This is a genomic window from Holdemania massiliensis AP2 (genome assembly GCF_000327285.1).
Classification (GTDB): Bacteria; Bacillota_I; Bacilli_A; order Erysipelotrichales; family Erysipelotrichaceae; genus Holdemania; species Holdemania massiliensis.
Window position 1 is genome coordinate 59,136 of sequence record NZ_HE998567.1, and the last position, 23,129, is coordinate 82,264.

A 23,129-nucleotide genomic window follows, 5' to 3' on the forward strand; every position below is an offset into this window, starting at 1 on the left:
CGATGCTGCACAATGCCTGGCTGTTCCGTCCGTTTGAAATGTTTGTCGAAATGTATGGCCTGCCGAATTATCAGGATCTGGATCCGACGCCGTTTGTCGCCGTGACGTTCTGTCTGTTGTTTGGCATCATGTTCGGCGATCTCGGTCAGGGTGCGCTGTTATTGATCGGCGGTCTGCTGCTAGAAAAATGGAAGCACAACCGGCTGGCCGGGATTGTCGGCCGGGCAGGCTTGACCTCCATGATCTTCGGTTTCCTGTTCGGTTCAGTCTTCGGCGTGGAAACACTGCTCAATCCGGTTCATCAGAGCCTGTTTGGGGTTCGAGAGAAGCTGTTTGAGGTCATGGATGCCAGCGCGACGATGCCCTTGTTGATCGGCGCGGTTGCGATCGGTGCAGTTCTGATCTTAATGACGATGATTCTCAACATTTATCTTAATGTCAAGCGCAAGCAGATGGCCGAGGCGCTGTTCTCCCAGAACGGCATTGCCGGGTTTGTCTTCTATGGCTACATTATTTTGTTTTTAATCGGCATGTTCATGCCGAAAATGCTGCCGTTTAATCCGGGAAGCAAGCCGTTGATGATTCTGTTCATCGGGGTGCCGGTCGTGCTGTTCTTCTTAAAGGAACCGCTCAACGGCTTAATGAAGGGCGAAGGTCTGACGCCGCATCAGGGATGGGGCAACTTTGCGCTGGAAGAAGTGTTTGAAGTGCTGGAAATCATCCTGAGCTTTGTCACCAATTCGCTCTCTTACCTGCGTGTCGGCGGTTTCGTTCTGAGCCATGCTGGCATGATGCTGGTCGTCATGACGCTGGTCAAAATGACCGGCAACGCCGGACCGGTCGTCTTTGTGTTAGGCAATTTGTTTGTCATGGGCTTAGAGGGACTGATCGTCGGCATTCAGACATTACGTCTGGAATATTATGAAATGTTCAGCCGTTACTTTGTCGGCAACGGAAAGAAATTTACGATGATTTCATCGGAAAATGCATAAGGAGGAAAATAAACCATGTTAACATTACTTGAAATGCTGCTGCCTTTGATCGCCGTGATCCTGGTGATCGCACCGCTGTTCTTCATCTACAAAAAAGGCGCTTCGGCGGAAAACCTGAAAACCAAGCTGATCGCTCAGATCTGCGTCTTCGGCGGCGTCTTTGTCTTAGCGGTTCTGTTCCAGTTCGGCGGGGTCCATGCTTTGGCGGAAGGCACCGCGGCCGCTAATTCTATCACCGGCACGCTGGCTCAGGGGATGGGCTTCATCGCGGCCGCTTTGGCGACCGGCTGTTCTGCAATCGGCGCCGGCTGGGCCGTCGCTTCGGCGGCACCGGCAGCGATCGGGGCCATTTCAGAGAATTCGGAAAACTTTGGTAAAGCGATCATCTTCGTCGCCTTGGGCGAAGGCGTTGCGATCTACGGCCTTCTGATTTCCATTCTGATCATCAACAAACTGTAAGCCGGGGATTGTCATGAAACTTTATTTGATCAGTGACAATATTGATACCCAGATGGGCATGCGCTTAGCCGGGGTCGAAGGCGTCGTGGTTCACGAACGGGATGAGGTGCTGGCCGCTTTGGACAAAGTGATCAGCAATCCGGAAATCGCGATCGTACTGATGACCACGAAGATCGTCAACACCTGCCCGGACGTGGTATCCGATTACAAGTTGTGGCTGTCCAAGCCACTGCTGGTCGAAATTCCAGATCGTCACGGGTCAGCCAAAATCGGAGAGACGATCGACCGCTACATCAGCGAAGCGATCGGCATCAAATTGTGAGGTGAAAACAATGGCAGAGAATACAGAAGCGCTCACGGCGATTCAGGAGGATATCCAGGATCAGGCCGGTATGGTTACCCGTCAGATTCAGTCTGAGGTGCAGCAGCTGCAGGATGAGGAGATTCATTTCTTTTCCGAATCGCTGCAAAAGGAAACCGGGCATTATGAAGAAAAAGAAATCAGCGAGCTGGAACTGCTCCAAGCCACAAAGACCTCCCAAGCCAAGCTGAAGATCAAGCGGGATCTGTTGGCGCAGCGTCAGGCGATGGCGTCCGAGCTGTTCAACCATGTCGCAGACGAACTGAAGGCGTTTGCCGCATCCGAGGCGTATGCGGATTTTATGGAAAAGAAGCTGGATAAGCACGCTTCCCTGATCCGCAAACCGGGAACGTTTACCGTGCGCGAGCAGGACGCGGCGCTGATGCGTGAAATTTTAAAACGCCGGGGATATCCGCAGGCTGTGGAAACGGTCTATCTGGAATTTGGCGGATGGCGGTTTATGTGTCCGTCGGAAGGCTTTGAGATCGACGAAACGCTGGACAATGCATTAAGAAATCAGAAAGAGTGGTTCCAGAACAATTCCGGATTCACATTGTAATATGACGAAAACCGAGGTGAAGACATTGAATAACAATTTGATCTATTCAATCAACGGACCGGTTGTCACCGTCAAGGATTCCAAAGACTTTTCCATGCAGGAAATGGTCTTTGTCGGCAATAAGGAAATGATGGGGGAAGTCATCGGTATTGATGAACAGTACACCACGATTCAGGTGTACGAATCCACCACAGGGCTGAAACCGGGAGAACCGGTCCGGCCTTCCGGATCTCTGTTGTCTGCGACGCTGGGGCCGGGAATTCTGAAAAATATCTTCGACGGCATCGAACGTCCGTTAAAAGAATTGATGGAAACAGAAGGGGCATTCATTGCGGCGGGAACAACGGTTTCTCCGCTGGATGAAGAAAAGCTGTGGGATGTGACGATCCAGGTCAAACTGCACGATCGGCTGTGCCCGGGACAGATTTATGCGACCTGCCCGGAAACGGAGCTGATCGAGCATCGCTGCATGCTCAGCCCGATGCTTCCGGAAGGCGAGGTTGTTTACGTTGCGGAAAACGGACAATTTCATATCAACGATGAAATCGTGCGAATTCGCGATGATCAGGGCGTGGAACATGCGCTGAGCTTAGTTCAGAAATGGCCGATCCGCAATCCACGTCCAGTTGGACTGCGCAAACCTATTACCCGGCCTTTGATTACCGGACAGCGCGTGATCGACACGCTGTTTCCGATTGCCAAGGGCGGGGCGGCTGCGATCCCAGGCGGCTTTGGTTCCGGCAAGACGATGACGCAGCATCAGCTGGCAAAATGGTGTGACGCGGATATTATCGTTTATGTTGGCTGCGGTGAACGCGGCAACGAAATGACGCAGGTGTTGGAAGAGTTCACAGACCTGATCGACCCGAAGAGCAACAAGCCGCTTTTAGCGCGGACGGTGCTGATTGCCAACACGTCCAACATGCCGGTCGCGGCGCGTGAAGCGAGCATTTATACCGGCATCACACTGGCTGAATATTACCGCGATATGGGCTATCATGTCGCGATCATGGCCGACTCCACCAGCCGCTGGGCGGAAGCGCTGCGGGAAATTTCCGGGCGTCTGGAAGAAATGCCGGCGGAAGAAGGCTTCCCAGCGTATCTGCCATCGCGAATTTCGCAGTTCTATGAACGCGCAGGCTATATTGAAACCTTAAACGGTGCGGAAGGTTCCGTTACGATCATCGGCGCGGTTTCGCCGCAGGGCGCAGACTTCTCCGAGCCGGTCACGCAGAATACAAAACGTTTTGTGCGCTGCTTCTGGGCGCTGGATAAATCGCTGGCGTATGCTCGGCACTATCCGGCGATTAACTGGAATGACAGCTATTCCGAATATCTCGACGATTTAGAGCGCTGGTACGACAAGAACGTCGACCGGGAATTCAATGCGCTGCGTCAGGAAATCCGGGCGATTCTGCACGAAGAGAATCAGCTGATGGAGATCGTCAAGCTGATCGGCTCCGATGTGCTGCCGGAAGATCAGAAACTGACGATGGAGATCGCCAAGGTGATCCGTGTCGGCTATCTGCAGCAGAACGCCTATCATCCGGCCGATACGTACGTACCGTTTGAAAAACAGTTTAAAATGCTGAAAATTATTTCGTATCTCAACGCGCAGGCCAAAAAACTGGTAGCGCGGCGGATTCCGGTCTCGTTGATCGCGCAGACGGGGATTATCGACAAGGTCGTCAAAATTAAATATGACGTGCCGAATGATCAGCTGGAGCTTTTAGATGGTTATTTTGAGATGATCGATCAGGCTCTGGCCCAGGTGGAATAGGAGGAGAAAACAGATGAGCGTTCAATTAATGGGTTTGAATGAAATCAACGGTTCTCTTGTTGCCCTGGACAATGTCGATGACATCAGCAATGAAGAAATGGTTGAAATTGAGCTGGCAGACGGCTCTGTCCGCAGCGGCCGCGTCGTGCAGATTGAAGGCCGGCGGGCCATCATTCAGGTTTTTGAAGGAACAACCGGCTTATCCAAGACCAATAACAAGACTCGGTTGTTAGGTCATCCGATGGAACTGGCCGTTTCCCAGGAAATTCTGGGCCGGATTTTCAACGGTGCCGGTGAACCGATCGACGGCTTAGGCGAAGTTTATGCTGAAAAACGGCTGGATATCAACGGTCAGCCACTGAATCCGGTAGCCCGGAAATATCCGCGCAATTATATCAACACCGGGATTTCCGCAATCGACGGGTTAAACACGCTGATCCGCGGACAGAAGCTGCCGATTTTTTCCGGCTCCGGCATGCCGCATGACAAGCTGGCGGTTCAGATTGTCCGACAGGCTCAGCTGGCGGAGGGTGACGGCAAGAACTTCGGCATCGTGTTCGGAGCGATGGGCGTTAAAAATGACGTCGCTGATTATTTCAAGCGCAGCTTTGAGGAAACCGGCGTCATGGAAAAGGTTGTCATGTTCATCAATCTGTCCAATGATCCGATTATCGAACGGACGTTGACTCCGCGCTGTGCTTTAACGGCGGCGGAATATCTGGCGTTTGAAAAGAATATGCATATTCTGGTCATCCTGACGGACATGACTTCCTATTGCGAAGCCCTGCGTGAGGTTTCCAGTTCTAAGGGTGAGATTCCGGGCCGTAAGGGATATCCAGGTTATCTGTACTCCGATCTGGCCTCGCTGTATGAAAGAGCGGGCATTGTCGAGGGCGTTGAAGGCTCCGTAACGCAGATCCCGATCTTAACGATGCCTAACGATGACATCACGCATCCGATTCCGGACTTAACCGGATATATCACGGAAGGTCAGATTGTTCTGGACCGCTCGCTGCATCAAACCGGCATCTATCCGCCGATCGGTGTGCTGGCTTCGCTGTCGCGTCTGATGAAAGACGGAATCGGCGATGGCTTTACCCGCAAGGATCACGCGGATGTTTCCAACCAGCTGTTCGCCTGCTACGCGAAGGTGCAGGACGCGCGTTCGTTAGCTTCGGTTATCGGCGAGGATGAACTGTCGGATATGGATAAGAAGTACATGGCTTTCGGCCGTTTGTTTGAAAAAATCTTCGTCGGCCAGGGCTTTGATTCCAAGCGTTCAATCAATGAAACGCTGAATCTGGGCTGGGCGCTGTTGTCTACGCTGCCGATGGAAGCGCTGGATCGGCTGGATCCGGAAGTCATTAAAGAAAACTATGATCCGAAACGCGCGGCACGGATGCTGAACCTCAACGGACAGGAGTAAGCGTATGGAAAACAAAGTGTTTCCGACCAAAGGCAACCTGATCGCGTCCAAGAAATCGCTGGCTCTGGCTCGGATGGGCTATGATCTGCTGGACCGCAAGCGCAATGTCCTGATTCGGGAAATGATGCAGCTTGTCGATAAGGTTAAAATGCTGCGTGATGAAATTACGCAGAGTTATGAGACCGCGTATTATCTTTTGCAGCAGGCTAACGTATCGACGGGAATTATTTCCGATATCGCCGCCAGCGTGCATGTGGAAACCGGGGTGCATGTCACCTACCGTTCCGTCATGGGCGTCGAGGTGCCTTCAGTCAGCATTGAACCTTCGGAAACGAAAATGGAGTATGGCTTTGAAGGCACAAACTCCCGGGTCGATGAAGCGTACCTGCAGTTTCACCGCGTCAAGGAACTGACGATCATTCTTGCTGAGGTGGACAACAGCGTGTATCGGCTGGCCAATGCCATCCGCAAGACGCAGAAACGGGCCAATGCATTAAAGAACATCAGTATCCCTAATCTGGAAGCCACTGTGAAATTCATCACCGAGTCGCTGGAAGAAAAAGACCGTGAGGAATTCTCGCGGCTGAAGGTCATCAAGGCCAACAAAAAGAAGGATACCGCCATCGAATAGAAAAGGTAAAAAACCGCAGAAATCCACACAGACAATCGGTGGAACTGCGTTTTTTTTCTGATTCGTTCAAAAATCGTGTGGGTGAGAGAAACTTTTTTCTGACTTGGGTGTAGAATAAAAGGCAAAAGGCAGGTGTTTAACATGCGCGTAGGTTTGATTTCCGATACTCATAACGTATTGCGGCCAGAGGTGATCAACATTTTAAAAACATGTGATGAAATCTGGCATGCGGGGGATTTCTGCGAGCCTGAGATCTGGGAAGCCTTGAATGCGCTGAAACCACTGCGCAGTGTTCAAGGTAATAATGATGACGATCCGTTTTTCGAGCGGCTGCATACGGTCGAGATCTTTGACTGTGAAGGGCTGCATGTCGCGATGGCGCATATCCGTCAATCGCTGGACTGCGTTGCGGCTGACTTGAAAATTTATGGTCACTCGCATCAGGCGGAGGATCAGATCCAAGGCAGTACGCGCTGGCTGAATCCCGGCAGCTGCGGCCGGCGGCGGTTTCGCCTGGAACTGACGATGATGGTTCTGACGATTCGGGATCGCCAGATCCAAGCGGAACTCATTGTGCTGCAGCCCTAGCAGTCCCTCAGAAAATCAAAAAAGGCATAATTTTAAACAAAAAAAGCTGAACCTCAACCTTGATGTTCAGCTTTTTTTAGGCTGAGTCTGAAACGAAAGTTAGTTTTTTCACTGTACAGGAAGTTATTAGAAGTGGGCAGAAGAAGTAAGTTATACTTCGCTTTCACAATAACTTACGATCAAACAAAGTCTTATCGTAAGTTTAACGAATATATCGAATAATTTTTGTGCTCTCGTCCATGATTTTTACTCAAATAAATACAAAAAGAGTCGAATTCCTTCGACTCTCTCAAGTATGTGTCCGCAAACACATACCCCCATTACTATTTGTATAGTAACGTTTCTCATCAGAATATGCAAGATTTAAATGCAATTTTTCAAAGTTTGCAGATAAAAATCAATTCTCCTCAACATATCAAAATAGCTTTAGTATAGAAACAGGAACCTATGCAATACTATGATATCCTACGTTATGTAATAATTTTTAGAGTAAATCTTAATAAACGAAAAAGAGGAACGGCGAAATTATGTGCAGTGAAATGCAAAAATCTACTGTTCCTTTTTATAATTGCCTTTAACGATACCCTTTACTGAGTAAGAAACTGAAAAAGCCTAAACACGCACCTTTTTCATAGTACAAGCGATGATTATAAAAAAGTGTTGAGAAACGAAAGCAAAACGTAAAAATGCTTTGATTTAGATACGCTGCGCAGAGAACTCAAAGGCCTGCCAGCTGGTGGATCTTGTCTTCACTCAAGCGCCAGGTTGTCCATTCGGTCAAGCCTTCAGCACCTAGGCTCTTGTAGAAATTGATTGAAGGCGTGTTCCAGTTTAAGCATACCCATTCCATCCGGCCGCAGTGCCGTTCGACAGCGATTTCAGCCAGCCGCTTAAAGAAAGCTTTGCCATAGCCTCGGCCGCGTTTTTCCTGCAGGACATATAAATCTTCCAGATATAGACCTTTGCGTCCGACAAAGGTTGAGAAGTTATGGAAATATAAGGCAAAGCCGACAACCTCTTCCCCCTCATAGCCCAAGAGAACTTCGGCTCGGTGCTCCACAAACAGCTGATCATAGAGCGTCGCATCATCCCAGATCACGTCGTCGCTCATTTTTTCATATTCGGCAATCAACCGGATAAACCGGCCGATTGTGGCGCAGTCTTGGGGCTGCGCTTGTCTGATAGTCAATGTCATGGTGTCCCTCCTGAATCTGTTCTGTGATCTATTGTACAAAATTTTATATCGCTTGACCATCCCTTTTCTTCCAAAGAGTGCCAAAGGAATGCGGGAATATTCGATGTCGCCGCGGGAAGACTTCCATTACGCACATCAGGAGGGTCCGGGTCAATGGGTAAATATAAAGTAGATATCTGCGGTGTCAATACTTCGGCGCTGCCGGTTTTAAAGAGTCAGCAGATGACGGAGCTGTTCATCCAGCTGCAGAGTGGTGATCTGTCGGCGAAAGAGAAGCTGATCAACGGTAATTTGAAGCTTGTGCTGTCCATCGTTCAGCGCTTTGCGCACCGCACGGAAAACATGGATGATCTGTTTCAAATCGGATGTATCGGATTGATCAAGGCGATTGACAACTTTGATTTATCCCACGAGGTTCGCTTTTCAACCTATGCCGTTCCGATGATCATCGGCGAGATCAAACGCTATCTGCGGGATAATCAGATGATCCGGGTTTCCCGGCATTTAAAGGATCTGGCGTACAAGGTGCTGAAAGAAAAGGAAACCTTCATTCACACCTACCAACGCGAACCCTCCTTAGCCGAGCTGGCTGAGATCATGGGTGTCAGGGAAAAGGAGATTGCGGAAAGCCTGGAATCTTTGCAGAGCGTCGTCAGCATCTTTGAGCCGATCTATAATGATGACGGTGATACCTTATATCTGTTGGATCAGATCAAGGATGATCACGATGAAATTGGCAAGCTCTCCAGCCTGATCGCTCTGCGTGAAAGCATGAAGCATTTAAGTGATAAAGAAGCGCAGATCATCAATAAGCGTTATTACCAAGGCCAGACACAGACGGAAATCGCCTCTGAATTAGGCATTTCGCAGGCGCAGGTATCCCGCTTAGAAAAAAGCGCGCTGCAGTGTTTGAAAAAGAATTTCTGACAAAAGCTATAAAAATTCGATAGCGAAGCACAAAAATTCGACAGCGGCATACACTGGAATCAGGTGATAAAAATGAAATTCAGTGAACTGCAGGACAAACAGGTCGTCAATGTTCAGGACGGCACCCTGATCGGCCGCGTCGAGGATTTGGATGTGTCGCTGACCAACTACCAGGTTCAGTCATTTCTTGTCGGTAAAAATTCCAGCTGGCTCCGCTCTGTCTTCGCGTTTTTGTTTCCTCCGGCCCGCATCATCGTCGGACTGGATCAGGTGGTGAGCGTCGGCGAAGATGTGATTTTGATTCATCCGCGAAGCAAGAGCGGAAAAGCCAAAGAACAATAAACTGGAAAGAGCTGGAAAAGCATCAGGCTCTTTCATGACTTTCCGCAAACTTTGATGGAAAAAGGGCATTGAAATCCTTTCAATTCTGTGAACTCGGTATTCCCATGCGCAGATTTATGATATAATGAACAAGAATTAAAGGAAGGTGCAAACCATGGGAGTATTGGATAAAATGAAGAATTTCATCGCTCCAGTCGACGATGATTACGATGAGGAAGAACTGGAAGTAGAAGAAGACGAGATTGCCGCACCCGTCAAATATGAACAGCCGCAGACTAAAGGTGTAACCAAGATCGCTTCGGATACGAAAATGGTTTTATTTGAGCCGCGTTCATTTGACGAGGCTGAGGAAGTCGCGAAGCATTTAAAGGAAAGACGGGCTGCCGTTGTCAATCTGCATCGGCTGCAGCGGGAATATGCGCAGCGTACAATTGACTTTTTGACAGGCGTTGTCTTTGCTTTAGATGGAACGATTCAGAAAATCGGTCACAATGTCATTCTGTGCACGCCTAAATCCATCGCCGTCCACGGTGAGATCAGCTTGGACAGCGACGAGGAATAGTGCGGAACGCGCATTTTTCAAAGTCGGATGACGCCGCGCTGCAGGCCCGGCTGGAAGACTGGATGGATCAGTGCAGGACGCGCCGCAAGCCGGTGCGCTCCTGTTTTCTTTCACCTGCCCAACAGGCTTTTCTGACCCCGTTTCTGCCTTGGGATCTGGCGTACAAATGGGATGGCGGCTGTTTGGGGGCAGAGCGGAAAAAGTTGATTCTGGCGCCTGAGGAAGCCGATTTAAGCAGCGATATTGTCTGTCTGACCGCCCGGATTTCGGATAAATTTGTGCAGCTGAAACATCCGGATGTTCTGGGAGCTTTGATGAATCTGGATCTGGATCGTTCGCAGTTTGGCGATCTGTGGGTCGAGCCGGGGCGGATTGTGATCTATACCAGTGATGACCTGGCAGATTATGTCTGCATGAACCTGACGCGGATTCATCGCTTGTCAATTCAGCTGCAGCGATCCTCAATGCGGTATGAGCCAGCCGTTGAAAAACAGACGCTGACAGTGATCGTGACTGCATTGCGGTTAGACTGTGTGATCGGCGGGCTGTGCCGGATGTCACGGGCTAAGGCGCAGGAGCTCATCCGGGCGCAGAAGGTTTCCGTGAATCATAAAATTCTTGATGAATGCGACTTTCTGTGTCATAATGAAGACACGATTTCCGTGCGCGGGTACGGGCGTTTTGTGCTGAAAGGCCAGCGCGGACAGACCCGCAGCGACCGGATCGTTGCCGAATTTGAAAAATACGTTTAGAGAGGGGGATTTCTTTGGAACCGGGAACACCGAAATTCCGACTGATGAAAAACGGATATGACCGCTTTGCCGTCGATAATGCGGTTGACCGGTACGTCCAGGAAATAGATTCTCTGAAAAAACAGCTGGATCTGACCAGTCGTCAGATTCAGTCGGCCAACGAACAGCTGGCGGTGATCCGTCAGCGTTATCAAACCCTGGTCAGCGAATTAACCGTGAAGGAAAAGGCGGCGGATGATATCGCCCGCCTAGCCCTCAAGGAAGCCAACACGATCATCGAAACCGCGCAGAACAACGCGGATGCGATTGTGAGTGAAGCGCTGACAACCGCCCGGATCATTCTCAATGACCTCTCGCGGATCGCGTCGGAGGCGACGGAGATGAAAGGGGATATGCAGGAACAGCTGAGCTCGCTGATGGGCATGCTGGACCAGTTTGAAATTCCGCCGGTTCCGAAATCGGAATGGCTGAATCACGAAAAGCTTTGATGCAGGACGCGCCGTTTCCACACAAGCGGGAGTGCAGAGAGTCTGCGGGATGGTGAAACGCAGAACCCCGGCTGGAACTGGACATCACCTGTGAGCTGTCTTTTTGAATTCAAGTAGAAAAGACCGCGGCTCGGCGTTATGAGAAAAGCGCATCGCTGGTGCAAATCAGCGGTGAACGAAGGTGGTACCGCGCATCGTGCGTCCTTTTTGCAGGGGCGCTTTTTTATTGTTTTAGGAGGTAGAAGGATATGGATTACAAAAACACACTGCTGATGCCGAATACGAAGTTCGAGATGAGAGGCAAGCTGCCGGCCAAGGAACCGGGCTATCAGAACCGCTGGAAAGAACAGGCAATCTATGAAAAAATGCTGGAAAAACGAGAAGGCTGCGAGGCCTTTGTGCTGCATGACGGTCCCCCGTATGCCAACGGCGACATTCATTTAGGTCATGCGCTGAACAAGATCTTAAAGGATGTCATCGTCCGTTCCCATTACATGGCAGGCTACAAAGTGCCGTATATCCCCGGCTGGGATACGCACGGTCTGCCGATTGAAACCGCGATTACCAAGCTGGGCTATGACCGCAAGAAGATGGAACTGTCCGCTTTCCGCAAACTGTGTTACGACTATGCTTTGGAGCAGGTAGAGCGGCAGAAGGCCGGGTTTTTATCCTTGGGTGTCGTTGGAGATTATGATCACCCCTACATCACGTTAAAGAAAGAATTTGAAGCGCATCAGATTCAGATTTTCGGTCAGATGGCGATGGATGGCCTGATCTATAAAGGCTTAAAGCCGGTTTACTGGTCGCCGTCCAGCGAATCTGCGTTGGCGGAAGCAGAAATCGAATATAAAGATATCAAATCACCGACGATCTTCGTCAAGTTTGCGGTCAAGGACGGCAAGGGGATCCTGGACAGCGATACCTCGTTTGTGATCTGGACGACAACGCCGTGGACGATTCCGGCCAATCTGGCAATCTGTCTGAATCCGGAGCTGACCTATGCGTTAGTCGACAGTGAAAAAGGCAAGCTGATCGTGCTGGAAGAACTGATTGATTCGCTGTGGACGAAGTTTGGTTTGGAGAAAAAGGAAATCCTGAAGACGTTCAAGGGCCGTGAGCTGGAAATGATCACCTGCCAGCACCCGCTGTATGACCGCGAATCCTTGATCATCCTGGGCGATCACGTTACCGCGGATGCCGGTACAGGATGCGTCCATACCGCTCCAGGTTTTGGTGCTGACGACTTCTTCGTCGGACAGAAATATGGACTGCCGGCGTATTGCAATGTCGATGAGCACGGCTGCATGATGGAGGATGCCGGAGACTGGCTGAAAGGTCAGTATGTCGACGATGCCAACAAGACCGTGGCCAACCGTCTGGATGAGCTGGGCGCGTTATTGAAGCTGGAGTGGATCACGCACTCCTATCCGCATGACTGGCGGACGAAAAAGCCGATCATCTTCCGGGCGACAACCCAATGGTTTGCCTCGATCGACAAGATCCGTACGGAGCTGTTGGATCAGATTGACAAGGTGGACTGGATTCCGAAGTGGGGCCAGCAGCGGATGCACAACATGATCGCTGACCGCGGCGACTGGTGTATTTCCCGCCAGCGTGCCTGGGGCGTGCCGATTCCGATTTTCTACAACGAAGATGGTTCGCCGATCATGGAAAAAGCGGTCTTTGAGCATGTTGCTGATCTGTTCCGCGAACATGGAAGTAACATCTGGTTTGAGAAGGATGCGAAAGAACTGCTTCCGGAAGGTTATGCCAATCCGGCTTCCCCGCACGGAGAATTTACAAAGGAAACAGACACGATGGACGTCTGGTTTGATTCCGGTTCCTCACATACCGGAGCGATGATCGAACGCGGTCTGGGCTATCCGGCAGATCTGTATTTTGAAGGCAGCGATCAGTACCGCGGCTGGTTTAACTCGTCGCTGATCGTCGGTATCGCTGTACATGGACAGGCGCCGTACAAACAGGTATTAAGTCATGGCTTTGTCATGGACGGCAAAGGCGTCAAGATGAGCAAGTCGCAGTGGAACGCTGTCGCGCCGGGTGAGATCACCAAGAAATACGGCGCGGATATCCTGCGGCTATGGGCGGCCAGCGTTGACTATCAGGCGGACTGCAGCATGTCTGAAGAGATCTTGAAGCAGATCAGTGAAAACTACCGCAAGGTCAGAAACACATTCCGCTTCCTGTTAGCCAATATCAACAACGAGGAAGACTTCACCCGTGCGGATCTGGTTGCCGTCAGCGAACTGCCGAAGCTGGATCAGTACATGCTGGCGCTGCTGAACGACGTTAATGAGAAGTGTCAGCTGGCTTATCAAGAATATCGGTTCTCAGATGTCACAACGCTGCTGACTAATCTGATGACCAATGAATTCTCCGCTTACTACCTCGACTTTACCAAGGATATTCTGTATATCGAGCAGAAGGATTCACCACGCCGCCGTCAGGTTCAGACGGTGCTGTACCATGCGGTCGATGTGTTAGTCCGGCTGTGGGCGCCGATCTTAGTCCATACCGCGGAAGAGGTCAACGATTTCTTCCAGGGTGAAGCCGAAAGCATCCATCTGGGCAAGTTTGCCGAAATGTTTGCGGTGGAGGACGCCGAAGCCTTAAAGGCCCAGGTTGCGCGGCTGATGCTGATCCGCTCCGATATCTTCAAAGCACTGGAGGAAGCCCGTGCGGCTAAGGTCATCGGCAAGTCGCTGGAGGCCGAAGTGCTGGTCAATGTCAGTGATGAGGATCGGGCATTGATCGCCGAGCTGTGTGGGGATCAGTTCCATCAGTGGCTGATTGTTTCCAAAGTCAGCTTCTCGATTGATGAGCTGAAATCCTATGAAGTCTGCCAGGTTGAAATCGTACCGGCCGAAGGCACTGTCTGCCCACGCTGCTGGAACCTTTCCGAACAGGCGGACGAAGAAGGACTGTGCCCGCGCTGCCGCAAGGTGCTGGGTAAATAAGCTGGTGATTTTTTAGAACCGTTCAGATCCTGATGCAGAATTTCTGCACGGGATCTTTTTATCTTTTCAGAAAAACGAGCTAAATCGTTGTGCGCTATTGGATCAATTATGAAATCAGATCCATTCCTTGCTTTGCCAAAGGGAATAGGAAGGCTGTAAAAGTTAGACAAAAGACCATGATCGTTGACGTCTTTTTCGTTTCTTTGTAGGAAGGAATCTGATATAATCATTAAGATAAGGAGGAACCGTATGCTGCTGAAATACTTCACGCCTGCGCTCTATCTGAAAAGCTTCGAAGATCTGGATCTGAACTGGCTGATCAGCCGGAAGATCCGGCTTTTGATTTTAGATATCGACAACACGCTGGCTGCCCATGATGAACAGACAGCCGGTGTTCAAGCCCAAGCGTTTGTTCAAAAATTGAAAGATCATGGCATTCAGGCAGTGGTCATGTCGAATAATAATAAAGACCGCGTCAGTCTGTTTGCTTCCAGTCTGGACGTACCGTATTATTATTTCTCAACAAAGCCGCTGAAGCGGATGTATAAAAAAGTTCTGCGCGACACCGGATTGCAGCCGGAGCAGTGTGCGGTGATCGGCGATCAGCTGCTGACGGATATTCTCGGTGGCAATCGAATGCATTTTGTAACGATTTTAACAACACCGCTGGTCAGCCGGGATATCACCTGGACAAAGTTGAACCGGCTGGTTGAAAACCAGGTTTACCGGTGTTTGGAACAGGCTGAAATCTTGAAAAGGGGAGAATACGATGAGTGAAAAATGTCAGGGCTGCGGCGCCGTACTGCAGCATGATCAGCCGGGGGCGGCTGGCTATACGCCGAAGGTTGGCAGCAAGCTGTGCCAGCGCTGCTTCCGCCTGACGCATTATGATGATCTGCAGTTTTCGATGCGGGAGGGCATTGATCCTGATCGAATTCTGGCTCAGATCCATACAATGGACGCCCTGGTGCTGTGGGTTGTCGATCTGTTTGATCTGGAAGCGAGTCTCTTGGACGGTATGAATCGTCATCTGTTCGGTAAGGATGTGATCGTCGTCGGGACCAAGCGCGATCTGCTTCCGGAAACGGTCGGCAATGAGAAGCTGGCCCGGTTTATCTACGGGCGCTTAAAGGCGTTGGATATCCATGTTCAAGGGCTGGTCGTGACCGGCAAAAATATCCCCGGCGGCCCGGAAGAGGTGCTGCATGCCCTGCATTGGGCACACGGCAAGGATGTCGTGGTGATGGGGATGGCCAACGCCGGCAAAAGTACGCTGCTCAATGCGTTAATTGACAAACCGCAGCTGACCAGTTCGCGCTATCCCGGAACGACGCTGGATTTCAATCCGATAGTCATTGACGGCGTCACGGTTTACGATACGCCGGGGCTGACGCCGCGCAATTCCATGCTGCTGCATTTAGCGGAAAACGATCTGAAAACCGTGCTGCCGTCTAAAGCGGTCAAACCGGTCGGCTTTCAGCTGCGCGGGGATCAAAGCTTTGCGGTCGGCGGATTATGCCGGATTGATATTCTGAATGCCAAACCGGCTTCGGCGGTGTTCTACTGCAGCAATCTGCTGGAGCTGCACCGCGGGCGGGTGGATAAGGCCGATGAGTTGTGGCAGAAGCATTATGGTGAACTGCTGCAGCCGGTACCGACAACCGCACCGGTGAACCAGTGGAAACGAACTCTACTGACGCCGTTAGGCGAGAAAGAAGATATTGTGATTCCAGGGATTGGCTGGATGTCGCTGAGCGGAAATTACGATCAGATCGTCGTCACCCATCCTCAGGAAATCGAAATTAAACAAAGAAAGGCAATGATATAGATGTTAACCAATAAACAGAAAAGTACGCTGCGCTCGATGGCGAATTCGCTGCGGCCGCTCTTTCAGGTCGGCAAAGACGGTGTCTCGCACAATTTGATCAACACGCTGTCTGATTCGCTGGAAGCTCATGAATTAGTCAAGCTCAATATATTAAAGACCTGCTCAGAGGATGTCCGGCAGGTCGCTCTGGATCTGTCCAGCGGCACGCATGCCGAGGTTGTGCAGATCATCGGAAGAACGATTGTGCTGTACCGCGAAAGCCGCGAGCACCGCAGAATCGAGCTGCCGCGATGAAAATCGGACTGTTGGGCGGAACCTTTGATCCGATCCATAACGGTCATCTGGCGATCGCCAAGACGGCTTTGAAGCAGCTGAGATTGGATCAGGTCTGGTTTGTTCCGTCGCTGAAAACCCCGTTGAAGGACCGGGTGCTGACGCCCTTTGAGCTGCGTGTGGCGATGATGGAGAAGGCGCTGCAGCCCTATCGGCGGATGAAGATCTGCCTGGTTGAAAAAGACCTGCCGACCCCTTCCTATACCATCAACACCGTCAGAACGTTGAAGAAACAGGTTCCTGACGCAGATTTCGTATGGATCATCGGCGATGATCAGTACGCCAATCTTGATCACTGGAAAGACGTCGATCAGCTGCGTCAGCTTGTCCAGTTTGCGGTATTCAGCCGGCAGGGAATCGCCGTTAAGCAGCCGGGTTTTCTCTATGTAGAAAACTTCGCTCATTCCGCTTCCTCGACGGCTGTCCGGCAGGGAGCCTTAAAAGACGTGCCGAAGTCAGTGCGGCGGATCATTCATGACAGCGGGCTGTACGTGGAGGAGATAGCCAAGGCCTATTGCCATCCGCGTCGCTATCAGCACTGCGTTTCAGTGAGCGAGCTGGCAGTAAAACTGGCCAAGGCTCACGGCGTGAATCCGCGCAAAGCCTATATTGCAGGGATGCTGCATGATATCGCCAAGGGTCTGGATGAGGAAGCCGCCCGCAACTGGATTGAAGTCTACTGGCCGCAGGCTCTGGATCAGTCCTGGAAGATCTGGCATCAGTATATTGGGGCAACCTGGCTGAAAACCCGGCTGTATCTCTATGATCGTGAAATCATCGAAGCCGTCAGAGAACATACAACCGGAGACTGCCGCAGTGATCTGGCAAAAATTATTTACATCGCGGATAAAATTGATCCTGGCCGCGGTTATGATATCCGCCGTCAGTTGGCGGTATGCATGAAGGATCTGGATCAGGGTTTCCATCTGGTTCAGCAGGAACAGAAAATGTATTTACGCAAGGAGGGATTGAATGTCTGAATTACTGCAGTTGGTGGTCAAGGCCGCAGATCAGCGCTTGGCGGAAGCGATTTCCGTGCTGGATTTCCGCGGTCACAGCCCGTTTACCGATTACTTTGTGATCGCTTCGGCCAAAAATGAACGAATGGCTGATTCCATCGTCGATCATGTGATTGAGGAAGCCGAAAAGGCCGGATTCGCGGTCCGCAATGTCGAAGGCGGACAGGGCAGCCGATGGCTGTTAGTCGATCTGTATGAGGTTGTCCTGCACGTCTTTGTCGGCGAAGAACGGCAGGTGTATAATCTGGAAAAGCTGTGGGGCGATCTGCCGCGAATTGAGGTCGAGCTATGAGCTATGACAGTCTGGCAGCTTATTATGACGCTTTGGTCAAGGATGAGGAAGCCACGGCAGCCTGGCTGGATTATACCCGGCGCTATCTTGAGCCATGTTCATTGCTGGAGCTGGCCTGCGGCAGCGGTGAGATTTCGATTGCCTTAGCCGAAGCAGGGTACACTGTCGATGCGACAGACTTATCCCCAGCCATGATTCAGGCGGCTCAGGAGAAACCTCATCCAGACGCGGTAACTTTTCGCGTTATGGATATGCTGGATATGCAGACAGCGCTGTCAGTGGAAGGCATTGTGTGCTATTGCGACAGCTTAAATTATTTGACGTCGCTGGATCAGGTGGGACAGTTTATGGATCAAGCTGCAGAATTGCTTGAATCTCATGGCGTTTTGTTGTTTGATATGCATACGCCTCAGCGATTGGAAGAGTTCACTGAGGAATATATTGAAGAAGGGGTGCTAGAAGATACGCCGTATCAATGGACGATCTTAAGTGATGAGGATCGGATTTATCAGCACTTTGCTTTCTGGACGTCAGAAGGACTGAAAGAGGAACATCACGTCCAGACTGTTTTCGATCCGCTGGCTGTGCTTCAGCGGATGGAAGCGGCCGGATTTGAAGTAGAAATCATGACGGATTTTACTCAGCTGGGAATTCAGCCGGGTGAAAAATTATTTTACGCAGGGAGGAAGAAAGCATGATCGCGATTATCGGAGCGATGAAGGTTGAAATTGACGCGCTGCTGGCTTTGATGGAGGACGTCGAAGCCAGCTCAATTCAGAAGATTCCGTTTTATACCGGAAAGCTGGCTGATGTTCCGGTGGTTGTCACGCAAAGCGGCGTCGGCAAAACGCTAGCCGCGATGAGTACCACGCTGCTGCTGGAACATTTTGATGTCAGCGGTGTGATCAATATCGGCACAGCCGGCGGATTAATGGAAAATCAAGAGGTTCTGGATGTCGTCATTTCCACGCGGATTGCGCATCATGATGTGGATGTGCCAGGGTGGAATCATGGCTTCGGCCTAGATAACCCATGCTGCTTTGCCGCGGATGAACGGTGTGTTCAGGCTGTTTCCCGGGTCATTCAAGAGCACGACCGGGCCTGGATCGGTCCGATTGCTTCCGGCGATTGCTTTGTCAATACCGCACAACAGGTCGCAAGGATCAAACAGGAATACCCTGAGGCGCTATGTGCGGAAATGGAAGCCGCGTCAATCGCGCAGGTCTCTGCACATTACGGCGTTCCGTTTGTCGTTGTGCGTTCGCTGTCCGACATTACGTTAAAAGCAGGCAATGCAATGACGTTTGAAGAATATGCGCAGAAAGCCTCTGTCCGTTCGGCGGCATGGTGTGAAAAGGTTGTTGTGAAGCTGGCTGAGTGCTTATGAGTGAAACGCTTCGATTCTGGCTGGAACGGATCATGACCGTTGAGTTCTGGGTGGAAGCACTCTCGGCGTTTAAAGATCTGGGACCCTTGGCTCCAATCTGTTTGGCCTTGGTGGAATCCTTGATACCAGCCTTGCCGTTAGTCGCGATTGTTACGATCAATATCAGCGCCCACGGCGCGATCCTGGGTTTTTTTTATTCCTGGATCGGAACGACGGTGGGTTCACTGATCGTCTTTCTGTTCTTCCGTCGGATTGTCAAGCACCGGCTGATGCCCTGGTTCAGCCGCAGCGCTTCAATTCAAAAAGCCTTGAATTGGGTCGCCGGCCGCAATGCCGCGGTGCTGTTTATTTTAGTCGCAATGCCGTTTACGCCCAGTTCCTTCATCAACATTGCTTTCGGCCTGTCCGATTTTGAAGAATCAAAATTTATTAAAACCTTGATCGCGGCGAAGCTGATTATGATGTTCGGCTTAAGCGTGTTCGGCAAGACTTTAAGCATTTCGTTTACCCGCCCGATTTATCTGCTGCTGGCCGCTGGAATTCTGGCTGTTCTGTATTGCGTTTCTGTTCATTTCCGAAAAAAGCATGGGTTATAAAACTAACCTGCATCTTTTAAATTCGGGAATAAAGTTAAAACAGTAAGAACAGGATTAGAGAATAAGGCCGCGGCTGAAAGATTGGCTTAGTGTTCAGGCTGACCTGTATTCTGGGGTTTGAGGTCTAAAAAAAGGATACGCAATGAGCCGTTCTGTTATCCGGAACCGCTTCATTTCGCATCCTTTTATTTTGTTTTTAATTTCTTCTCAGCAACGGCTTAGGCGTGTTTATTGACAATCCGGGTTTCTGTTTCACCGCTTGCCAGATCGATCATCCGAACAAACAGCGAAACCTTATTGTCAGGATTCAGATTTGTCCATAACAGTTCTGTCATGGCATCCAGTGAATCGAGGATTTCCACCCGTTTTGGTTCTCCTTCAAAGCTAGGCAGCGGATCGCCGTCATGCATGTAGGTATGGATGAAATGGCCTTCGCCCGCCAGCGGATTTTCGTAGGCAAAGGTGTAGCGGTGGCAGGACTGCGGATCGCCGTCGCTGCTCTTTAAGATCGACAGCGCATAGTTGAACTTGCCGCTTTCAATATGCAGAATGCCTGAAATGCGGGGCGTAAAGTTCGGTCCGTCCGGCTCAAATTCCCGGCTGCGCAGCGCTTGTTCAAAAGTCAGCTGACGATCCATGCCGGCATAAATCGTATCGGTCTGATCCCCGTTGGTGACGATGGTCTTGTTGCCCAGAACCCGAACCGGAGCGTAAATGATTAAGGATGGATCAACCAGCTTTGACGGATCGTAGGCCTGCGTGCGGATGCCCTGTCCCTCAGTGACAAAAATACGATTGCGGCTGTTTTCACTGCGTCCCATGATGAAATAAGCGGCTACGGCTTTGCGTCCGTCCGGAGTTTTGCCCAGTACGATGCCCCGTCCGGGATAGGTGTTCCGTTGAAGATCGTCTTTGAGTGAGATTTTTTGCATAAATTTTCCTCCCTACATATGACGGGAAATGCTTTCCCGGCCCAGGCGGTCGGCTGATTCCGGCTTGTGCTCCCTGTGGTTATTCCACTGATCCGCCAGTTGCACATCCAACAAGAGTTTAGACTATTCCACGGAAAAAAACAAGGTCGTAAAAAAGAAAAGCCCTGAAAATTCAGGACTTACTCAGGCTGTTCAATTAACTCTCCCTGTTCTTCAACTTCACCGGTCCAGACGCCGTTGTCAATCATCCAGAGCTTCAGACTCGCAGCGTCAATCGGATCTTCTTTGTTCCAGCTGAGAACATTGTTGATGGTCTGCGCGCCGTCGTCGGCAACCGTCAGGGAGACAAAGGCCGGGAAGCTTTCAAAGCCCCACTGGCTTTTCAGCTTGGCTGCCGGATAATACTCACCCAGACTTGTCAGATCATAAAATTCAAACGCATCCAGCGCGGTGGTCTTCAGTTCCTGCGCTAAAGGCTTAAAAACATATTCATTGATATAGGCGCAGTCGTCATTATCCGGCCGGCAGAAATAAATCGTATGCGTGCCGGGAGCTAATTCTGACTGAGCCGAAGCTGAGGCCGGTGCTGCGTCATCGGGCGGCTCAACAGATCGAAGCATAGCGGAAGGCTCCGCGGCGCTTAAATAACTTTCTTCTATGCCGGTTGCGGCTTTCGGCTCCAGCGCTCGGTAAGAAAACAAGGTTGCGCTGCTGAGAAAAAGGAATCCCATCGATCCGATCATCAGTTTCTTTAACACATCATCACGCTCCTCAAATGCCAAATCATCATATCATGTTTCACACGCTTTTGCAAATCGGCCGGGCCGGGCGGAGAATCTTGCGGCGCAAAGCAAAAACTTACCTTTGCGTTAAAGCCGGGTCGAGTTCATTGTTTCAGCTGTCTGAATTTGATATAATAATGATCACAGAGGTGAAGGCCATGAATTCCAGGCGCGTCAAGTCGCTGCTCCTTTCGGGAGCTTTGACGGTTATTTTATTTTTATGTATTTTTATCAGCAGCGCAATTTTTGTTCAGGGTCCCTATATCAAAGACCGCAGTGCGGATCTGCGGCTGCATCGGCAGCTGATGGAATCAATGCGGGCTCAGGAAGGGGAATGGGTCGGTCGTTATGCTCTGAATGAAGTTACGTATATATCGCGTGTTACCTCCTTGTCCAAGCGATGGCTTGTTTGGTATGATGATCAGCTGACGATTAAGGCTCAGATTGAAGAAGCGCAGATTGATTCAGCGCAGGCTTTGGTGATTGGGGAACAAAATGGAATCCAGCAGGCCCAGATCCAGTTTGGCTGGGTACAAGACCGGCCGGCTGTGATTCTTGAAGATGCCAACCGTGAGCTCGCTCTGGACGCAGAGACCTTAGAAAAATTAATGCTGTATGAAAAGAGGTAGAGGATGAAGGCATGGTGGAAGCAGCCCTATATCAACCGGCTGCAGTGGATTCTGGAACATTATGAATGGTTCGGCTTTTCCGAAACGGAAGGGTTGGTTGTTTTGATGATTGAATATCTGAATACGTGTCAGACACCGATTACCCCGGCGTTGTTGGAAAAGAAAACAGGGCTGACGAAGGCAGCGCTGGATCAGGCGCTGAGTGTCTTATGCGCGAAGAAGTATCTGGAATTGAAAGCTGGACGGTCTTCGGTCAGTTTCAGCTTAGACGGACTTTATAACGCGGATACGGCGAAATCACAAAAAGCGATGGAACAGCCGGTTTTTGATTTATTTGAGGGAGAATTTGGCAGGCCGCTGAATTCTAATGAACTGATGACGCTGCAGACTTGGGTCAGCCGCTATGATTCTTCCGTTTTAGTCAAGGTTTTGAAAGAAGCCAGCATGTATCAGAAACTGAATTTTGCCTATATGCAGCGAATTTTGTCGGAATGGCAGCGGAAGGGTTGGATTGGGCCGGATGGCCGGGAGGTTAGAAATCATGAAAGTGGATGAAATTTTAGCGAAGCTGACGGAAATGTTTCCCGATGCGCATTGCGAGCTGATTCACCGCAATCCCTTTGAACTGGCAGTGGCTGTTGTCCTGTCAGCGCAGACCACAGACGTGTCCGTCAACAAAGTCACGCCGCAGCTGTTTGAGAAATTTCCGACGCCCCAAGCGCTGGCTTCCGCTTCATTAGAGGAAATTGAATCCTGCATTCGCCGGATTGGTCTGTATCATAATAAAGCCAAGAGTATTCAGGGACTGGCACGCGGCGTTGTTGAGCAGTTTGACGGGGTGATGCCGCAGACGATGGAAGAGCTGATGAGTCTTCCGGGAGTGGGGCGTAAAAGCGCCAATGTCATTATGTCTGTCTGCTTTGGTATGCCGGCGATCGCAGTCGATACGCATGTCGAGCGGGTGTCGAAGCGCTTAAGGCTGGCCGCTCCCAAAGATACTGTGCTGGAAGTGGAAAAGAAGCTGATGCGCAAGCTGCCGAAGTCAGAATGGTCGCATGCTCATCATCTGTTTATTTTTTTCGGCCGTTATTTCTGCAAGGCTAAAAATCCGCAGTGTCAGGACTGTCCGTTTACTTCCTTCTGCCGAGAATATCAGGCGCAGCAGAAGCAGGCTGAGAAAGTAGAAAAACAAAAAAGGGTCAAAGCCAAAGCGGCATAAACCGTGGGAAAATGAGTTCGTGGGATGGAAGACGAACACTTTGATCAAATTGAAATAAAGAAAAGGCGGATG

At 50.6% G+C, this 23,129-nt stretch carries 28 protein-coding genes, 1 riboswitch and 1 other annotated feature; of the genes, 25 read left to right on the plus strand and 3 right to left on the minus strand.

Going from position 1 to position 23,129, the window contains the following annotated elements:
* The 8 genes from BN162_RS00290 to BN162_RS00325 form a co-directional block, all read left to right on the plus strand.
* On the plus strand, positions 1-992 hold a 992-nt coding region (locus BN162_RS00290), incomplete at its 5' end, for a V-type ATPase 116kDa subunit family protein (RefSeq protein WP_280109965.1).
* A 15-nt stretch (positions 993-1,007) separates the two neighbouring features.
* On the plus strand, positions 1,008-1,451 hold the full coding sequence (locus BN162_RS00295) for an ATP synthase subunit C (protein WP_006060813.1): 444 nt from the start codon (positions 1,008-1,010) through the stop codon (positions 1,449-1,451).
* 13 nt (positions 1,452-1,464) lie between these two features.
* Positions 1,465-1,773: a V-type ATP synthase subunit F gene (locus tag BN162_RS00300; protein ID WP_020223048.1), complete on the plus strand. Its 309-nt coding sequence runs from the start codon at positions 1,465-1,467 to the stop codon at positions 1,771-1,773.
* Between the two features lie 10 nt (positions 1,774-1,783).
* Positions 1,784-2,371 carry a V-type ATP synthase subunit E gene (locus BN162_RS00305; protein WP_020223049.1) on the plus strand — a complete coding sequence of 196 codons (588 nt, stop codon included), beginning with the start codon at positions 1,784-1,786 and terminating at the stop codon, positions 2,369-2,371.
* Positions 2,372-2,396: 25 nt separating this feature from the next.
* Positions 2,397-4,151, plus strand: a complete 1,755-nt coding sequence (locus BN162_RS00310) for a V-type ATP synthase subunit A (RefSeq protein ID WP_040451249.1) — start codon at positions 2,397-2,399, stop codon at positions 4,149-4,151.
* Positions 4,152-4,164: 13 nt separating this feature from the next.
* Positions 4,165-5,577: a V-type ATP synthase subunit B gene (locus BN162_RS00315; RefSeq protein WP_020223051.1), complete on the plus strand. Its 1,413-nt coding sequence runs from the start codon at positions 4,165-4,167 to the stop codon at positions 5,575-5,577.
* A gap of 4 nt (positions 5,578-5,581) precedes the next feature.
* Entirely contained in the window at positions 5,582-6,208 is a 627-nt protein-coding gene (locus tag BN162_RS00320) for a V-type ATP synthase subunit D (protein ID WP_020223052.1), read from the plus strand.
* A gap of 141 nt (positions 6,209-6,349) precedes the next feature.
* Positions 6,350-6,796: a metallophosphoesterase family protein gene (locus BN162_RS00325; protein WP_020223053.1), complete on the plus strand. Its 447-nt coding sequence runs from the start codon at positions 6,350-6,352 to the stop codon at positions 6,794-6,796.
* 718 nt (positions 6,797-7,514) lie between these two features.
* Here BN162_RS00325 and BN162_RS00330 read toward each other — a convergent pair.
* A complete protein-coding gene (locus tag BN162_RS00330) occupies positions 7,515-7,991 on the minus strand; it encodes a GNAT family N-acetyltransferase (RefSeq protein ID WP_020223054.1) in 477 nt (158 codons plus the stop codon).
* Between the two features lie 153 nt (positions 7,992-8,144).
* On the opposite strand from BN162_RS00330, the gene sigG reads away from it, so the two are divergent.
* The 14 genes from sigG to BN162_RS00400 all read left to right on the plus strand — a co-directional run bounded on the left by sigG (position 8,145) and on the right by BN162_RS00400 (position 19,495).
* The gene (gene sigG / locus BN162_RS00335; protein WP_020223055.1) at positions 8,145-8,918 is read left to right on the plus strand and encodes an RNA polymerase sporulation sigma factor SigG; all 774 of its coding nucleotides are present in this window, start codon (positions 8,145-8,147) and stop codon (positions 8,916-8,918) included.
* A gap of 72 nt (positions 8,919-8,990) precedes the next feature.
* Positions 8,991-9,260: a PRC-barrel domain-containing protein gene (locus BN162_RS00340; protein WP_020223056.1), complete on the plus strand. Its 270-nt coding sequence runs from the start codon at positions 8,991-8,993 to the stop codon at positions 9,258-9,260.
* A gap of 154 nt (positions 9,261-9,414) precedes the next feature.
* On the plus strand, positions 9,415-9,822 hold the full coding sequence (locus BN162_RS00345) for a cell division protein SepF (RefSeq protein ID WP_020223057.1): 408 nt from the start codon (positions 9,415-9,417) through the stop codon (positions 9,820-9,822).
* Positions 9,822-10,574 (plus strand): YlmH family RNA-binding protein, encoded by a 753-nt coding sequence (locus tag BN162_RS00350; RefSeq protein ID WP_020223058.1) that lies wholly within the window; start codon positions 9,822-9,824, stop codon positions 10,572-10,574. The genes BN162_RS00345 and BN162_RS00350 overlap by 1 nt, the downstream gene beginning before the upstream one ends.
* Positions 10,575-10,588: 14 nt before the next feature.
* Positions 10,589-11,062, plus strand: a complete 474-nt coding sequence (locus BN162_RS00355) for a DivIVA domain-containing protein (RefSeq protein WP_020223059.1) — start codon at positions 10,589-10,591, stop codon at positions 11,060-11,062.
* Positions 11,050-11,271, plus strand: a binding site (T-box leader). Its footprint overlaps the gene before it by 13 nt.
* Before the next feature lie 39 nt (positions 11,272-11,310).
* On the plus strand, positions 11,311-14,040 hold the full coding sequence (ileS, locus tag BN162_RS00360; protein WP_020223060.1) for an isoleucine--tRNA ligase: 2,730 nt from the start codon (positions 11,311-11,313) through the stop codon (positions 14,038-14,040).
* Between the two features lie 249 nt (positions 14,041-14,289).
* Entirely contained in the window at positions 14,290-14,817 is a 528-nt protein-coding gene (locus BN162_RS00365; protein ID WP_020223061.1) for a YqeG family HAD IIIA-type phosphatase, read from the plus strand.
* Positions 14,810-15,868 carry a GTPase gene (locus tag BN162_RS00370; RefSeq protein ID WP_020223062.1) on the plus strand — a complete coding sequence of 353 codons (1,059 nt, stop codon included), beginning with the start codon at positions 14,810-14,812 and terminating at the stop codon, positions 15,866-15,868. Before BN162_RS00365 ends, BN162_RS00370 begins: the two co-directional genes overlap by 8 nt.
* Entirely contained in the window at positions 15,869-16,162 is a 294-nt protein-coding gene (gene yhbY, locus BN162_RS00375) for a ribosome assembly RNA-binding protein YhbY (protein ID WP_020223063.1), read from the plus strand.
* Entirely contained in the window at positions 16,159-17,181 is a 1,023-nt protein-coding gene (nadD, locus tag BN162_RS00380) for a nicotinate (nicotinamide) nucleotide adenylyltransferase (RefSeq protein WP_020223064.1), read from the plus strand. Before yhbY ends, nadD begins: the two co-directional genes overlap by 4 nt.
* On the plus strand, positions 17,174-17,512 hold the full coding sequence (rsfS, locus tag BN162_RS00385; RefSeq protein WP_020223065.1) for a ribosome silencing factor: 339 nt from the start codon (positions 17,174-17,176) through the stop codon (positions 17,510-17,512). The genes nadD and rsfS overlap by 8 nt, the downstream gene beginning before the upstream one ends.
* Entirely contained in the window at positions 17,509-18,210 is a 702-nt protein-coding gene (locus BN162_RS00390; RefSeq protein WP_020223066.1) for a class I SAM-dependent DNA methyltransferase, read from the plus strand. The genes rsfS and BN162_RS00390 overlap by 4 nt, the downstream gene beginning before the upstream one ends.
* Complete coding sequence (locus BN162_RS00395; protein ID WP_020223067.1) at positions 18,207-18,899, plus strand: 5'-methylthioadenosine/adenosylhomocysteine nucleosidase; 693 nt, start codon at positions 18,207-18,209, stop codon at positions 18,897-18,899. Before BN162_RS00390 ends, BN162_RS00395 begins: the two co-directional genes overlap by 4 nt.
* Entirely contained in the window at positions 18,896-19,495 is a 600-nt protein-coding gene (locus tag BN162_RS00400; protein WP_020223068.1) for a TVP38/TMEM64 family protein, read from the plus strand. The genes BN162_RS00395 and BN162_RS00400 overlap by 4 nt, the downstream gene beginning before the upstream one ends.
* 218 nt (positions 19,496-19,713) lie before the next feature.
* Here BN162_RS00400 and BN162_RS00405 read toward each other — a convergent pair whose 3' ends face one another.
* A complete protein-coding gene (locus BN162_RS00405) occupies positions 19,714-20,427 on the minus strand; it encodes an IMP cyclohydrolase (protein WP_020223069.1) in 714 nt (237 codons plus the stop codon).
* A gap of 32 nt (positions 20,428-20,459) precedes the next feature.
* Positions 20,460-20,540, minus strand: a riboswitch (ZMP/ZTP riboswitch).
* Positions 20,541-20,606: 66 nt separating this feature from the next.
* Entirely contained in the window at positions 20,607-21,185 is a 579-nt protein-coding gene (locus tag BN162_RS00410; protein ID WP_020223070.1) for a hypothetical protein, read from the minus strand.
* Positions 21,186-21,367: 182 nt separating this feature from the next.
* On the opposite strand from BN162_RS00410, the gene BN162_RS00415 reads away from it, so the two are divergent.
* The 3 genes from BN162_RS00415 to nth are packed head-to-tail and all read left to right on the plus strand — an operon-like array spanning position 21,368 to position 23,057.
* On the plus strand, positions 21,368-21,838 hold the full coding sequence (locus BN162_RS00415) for a hypothetical protein (RefSeq protein ID WP_020223071.1): 471 nt from the start codon (positions 21,368-21,370) through the stop codon (positions 21,836-21,838).
* A gap of 3 nt (positions 21,839-21,841) precedes the next feature.
* Positions 21,842-22,393 (plus strand): DnaD domain protein, encoded by a 552-nt coding sequence (locus BN162_RS00420; RefSeq protein ID WP_020223072.1) that lies wholly within the window; start codon positions 21,842-21,844, stop codon positions 22,391-22,393.
* Positions 22,380-23,057: an endonuclease III gene (nth, locus tag BN162_RS00425; protein WP_020223073.1), complete on the plus strand. Its 678-nt coding sequence runs from the start codon at positions 22,380-22,382 to the stop codon at positions 23,055-23,057. The genes BN162_RS00420 and nth overlap by 14 nt, the downstream gene beginning before the upstream one ends.
* Positions 23,058-23,129: the final 72 nt, after the last annotated feature.